The sequence below is a fragment of the Streptobacillus felis genome (assembly GCF_001559775.1).
GTDB classification, from domain to species: Bacteria; Fusobacteriota; Fusobacteriia; order Fusobacteriales; family Leptotrichiaceae; genus Streptobacillus; species Streptobacillus felis.
Map to the genome: position 1 here is coordinate 1 of NZ_LOHX01000027.1, position 3,296 is coordinate 3,296.

General features: G+C 23.2%; 5 protein-coding genes. All 5 read left to right on the forward strand.

The genetic code is table 11. The features are described 5' to 3' along the window. Positions 1–209: 209 nt before the first annotated feature. The 5 genes from AYC60_RS00380 (at position 210) to AYC60_RS00395 (ending at position 3,257) form a co-directional block, all read left to right on the forward strand. The gene (locus AYC60_RS00380; protein ID WP_067319915.1) at positions 210–647 is read left to right on the forward strand and encodes a Dps family protein; all 438 of its coding nucleotides are present in this window, start codon (positions 210–212) and stop codon (positions 645–647) included. A gap of 100 nt (positions 648–747) precedes the next feature. After that, positions 748–1,416 (forward strand): 5'-methylthioadenosine/adenosylhomocysteine nucleosidase, encoded by a 669-nt coding sequence (locus AYC60_RS00385; protein ID WP_067319917.1) that lies wholly within the window; start codon positions 748–750, stop codon positions 1,414–1,416. Positions 1,417–1,424: 8 nt separating this feature from the next. Next, the gene (locus AYC60_RS08435) at positions 1,425–1,823 is read left to right on the forward strand and encodes a hypothetical protein (RefSeq protein WP_067319920.1); all 399 of its coding nucleotides are present in this window, start codon (positions 1,425–1,427) and stop codon (positions 1,821–1,823) included. Next, positions 1,813–1,956, forward strand: coding sequence for a hypothetical protein (locus AYC60_RS08440; RefSeq protein ID WP_156447605.1), 144 nt, complete (start codon positions 1,813–1,815; stop codon positions 1,954–1,956). The genes AYC60_RS08435 and AYC60_RS08440 overlap by 11 nt, the downstream gene beginning before the upstream one ends. Then, complete coding sequence (locus AYC60_RS00395; protein ID WP_067319922.1) at positions 1,953–3,257, forward strand: glycosyltransferase; 1,305 nt, start codon at positions 1,953–1,955, stop codon at positions 3,255–3,257. Before AYC60_RS08440 ends, AYC60_RS00395 begins: the two co-directional genes overlap by 4 nt. The last annotated feature ends 39 nt before the right edge of the window (positions 3,258–3,296 follow it).

Consider the following 3,296-nt stretch of genomic DNA (forward strand, 5'->3'; position numbering starts at 1 on the left):
AAAATAATTTTAACATAAATTTAAGTTTTTACAAAACAAAATATTGTGCATTTGCTCTACACAATTATCAAAAAATAAAAAAAATTTGTGCATTTAAAATTTCCCATTACATATTTTTAAATATAACTTGACTTTATGTGTAATAAATGATACTATAATAATATAAATTGTAATTATTACAAATTTAAAATAAAATCAGGAGGAATGAAATGAATAAAACAATTGATGCTTTAAACTTATATTTAGCAGACTTAAATGTATACTATAGAAAGGTTCAAAATTATCACTGGAATGTAGTTGGGCAAGGATTCTTTACAGTACATGCAAAATTAGAAGAAATTTATGATGGAGTAAATGAAAAAATAGATGTAATAGCTGAAAGAATTTTATCTATAGGTGGAAGACCTTTTGGAAGCATGAAAAAATATTTAGAAATTACTACAATAACTGAAGCTAAAGATGAGGATATTACTGTAAAAGATTTATTAAACAATTTAATATTAGATACAGAAAATTTATTAAAACAAGTTAGAAATTTAAAAGAAATTACAGATGAAGAAGGAGATTTTGGAACAAGTGCTGAACTTGATAATCATATTTCTGAATATGAAAAACTTCTTTGGATGTTTAGAGCCTATGTTAAATAAGTGCAAAAGCTAGATTTTATCTAGCTTTTTTGTTTGAAAAATAATTTGAAATTTAGCTCTTAAAATGTTAGAATATAAATAAAAAGTTTTTGGAGTATATATGATAGGAATAATAGGTGCTATGCACGAAGAAATAGTTGTAATTAAAGAGGAAATGAAAAATTTAATAGTAAAAGATGTTAGTGGAAATAAATTTTATTTAGGGCTATTAAATGATAAAGAAGTAGTACTAGTGGAAAGTGGAATAGGTATGGTTAATGCCTCAATAATTACAACTCTATTAATTAATGAATTTAAAGTTGATAAAATATATTTTTCAGGTGTAGCAGGATCTACATCTGAATTATTAAAAATAGGTGATATAGTTATATCTACAAGATTACAGGAATATCTTTTTGATGCTACTGAATTTGGTTATGAAATGGGTAAAATTCCAAGAATGAGTACATCTATATTTAAACCAGGTAATATTCTGAAAGAAGCTGAAGATAGATTATCGGAAGAAAATATATATTTTGGTGGTATAGTTTCAGGTGATAAGTTTGTTTCAAATAATGAAGAGAAAAAATTTATAGGTAAAAATTTTGATAGTTTATGTTTGGATATGGAATCTGCAGCAGTTGCACATTCAGCAACTGTGCTTGGTGTAGATTTCTTAATTATTAGATCAATTTCAGATACTGTAAATGGAGATGCTACTATGGAATTTGAAAAATTTGTTAATTTAGCAGCACAAAATTCTAAAAATATACTTACTAAGTTAATATAGGTGATAATATGAGAAGATTAAGAAAAATATATAAATTAATATTTTGGATAATACTTTTATTAGGATTATTCTTTACTTATTCAAAAATAAAATATATAAAAAAAGTTGCATATAATAATACGGATTTAATATTACAAGAATTTAATATTAGAAAGTTCAACTTTTTTGATGATAATAATATAGAAAAAAAATTAGAAAATAAAAAAGTAGAAAAAAAAGAAAATGAGGAAGAAAAAGTAGAGGAAAAAGTAGAAAAAAAAGCAGAAGAAAAAAAAGAAAATGAGGAAGAAAAAATAGAAAAGAAAGAAAAAAATACTTTAGAGGATAAAAGTGAGACTGATAAAGAATTAGATAAAATCATTCAAAAACATGTTGAAAAAAAAGAAGGAAAAAATAATGGAAATTAGTAAAAAACTTTTAGAAATGTTACAAAAAGAGTATAAAGAAGAAAAAAATATTATTTGTGGTTGTGAAGAAATTTCGTTTGAAGACTTTGTAAAATTTAGAATAGTTGAATTAGAAAAAGAGGAGACAAAATGAGAATAGGTTTATTTTCAGATACATATTTACCTCATGCAAATGGGGTAGCTGTTTGTGTAGATACCTTAAAAAAAGGATTAGAAAATTTAGGTCATGATGTATATGTGATAACTTGTAACAATAATTTGAAATTAGTAATGGAAGATAACGTTTTAAAATTACCTTCTTTTCTATTAAAAGATTTCTATAATTATTCATTTACAGGACCATTTCATTTAAAAGCTATAAATGAAATTAGAAAATTAAAATTAGATATTATACATATACATACAGAATTTGGAGTTGCAATATTAGGTAGAATTATTGCTAAAGCTTTAGGTATACCATTAGTATATACTTATCATACTATGTTAGAAGACTATACACATTATATTAATTTTATGAATATTGATTTACTAGATAAACCCTCTGTAAAATTAGTGGAGATTATTTCAAAAATGTATTGTTATCCATCAAATACAGTAATAGTGCCATCAAAAAAAACTTATGATGTTTTAATGAAATATTCTATAAAAAATAATGATGTAAGAGTATTGCCATCAGGTATAGACTTAGAAAGGTTTAATAATCCAAATAAAGAAAATATAGAAAAATTGAAAAAAGAATATAATTTGGAAGACAAAAAAGTAATGATTTATCTTGGTAGAGTTGCTAAAGAAAAAAATATAGAAATTTTACTAGAAACTTTTAAAAGAAGAAAAGATTTAATTTTATTAGTAGTAGGTGAAGGTCCAGAACTTAAATATTTTAAAGAAAAGTATAACTATGAAAATATAATGTTTTGCGGTAAAAAAGAATATACTGAAGTTGCAGACTATTATTCTCTTGCAGATGGATTTATTTCGGCGAGTAATTCGGAAACACAAGGATTAACTTTTATTGAAGCAATGTCTACAGGTAAAGTATTATTTTGTAGTGATAGAGTTGTATTAAATGACTTACTTTATGAAAATGAAAATGGTTACTTCTTTGACACATCAGATGAATTAAATGATAGAATAGATGAATATTATGCTTTAAGTAAAGAAGAAAGATTATCTATGTCTAATAAATCATTAGAAGTTTCAAAAAGATATGATTTAAAATTATTTATAGAAAAGATTGTAGAAATATATACAAAAAATTTAGGTAAGGTTTACAGAGTAAAAAAAGTTAAATACACTAAAAATGATACAATAAAAATACAAATAAGAAGAAGAGTATATAGAATTAGTAAAGAACTGTTTGAAGAATTGAATTTAAAGGTAAATGATAAAATTGATAAGAATGTTTTAAGTACAATAATTGAAAATAAAATATAAAATACTGATTTTCCTAAATTAAAATAGTAAGTGTCTAAA

Excerpts from the sequence above, each read along its gene's own strand:
- AYC60_RS00380 (WP_067319915.1), top strand. The coding sequence starts at position 210 with ATGAATAAAACAATTGATGCTTTAAACTTATATTTAGCAGACTTAAAT.
- AYC60_RS00385 (WP_067319917.1), top strand. The coding sequence starts at position 748 with ATGATAGGAATAATAGGTGCTATGCACGAAGAAATAGTTGTAATTAAA.
- AYC60_RS08435 (WP_067319920.1), top strand. The coding sequence starts at position 1,425 with ATGAGAAGATTAAGAAAAATATATAAATTAATATTTTGGATAATACTT.
- AYC60_RS08440 (WP_156447605.1), top strand. The coding sequence starts at position 1,813 with ATGGAAATTAGTAAAAAACTTTTAGAAATGTTACAAAAAGAGTATAAA.
- AYC60_RS00395 (WP_067319922.1), top strand. The coding sequence starts at position 1,953 with ATGAGAATAGGTTTATTTTCAGATACATATTTACCTCATGCAAATGGG.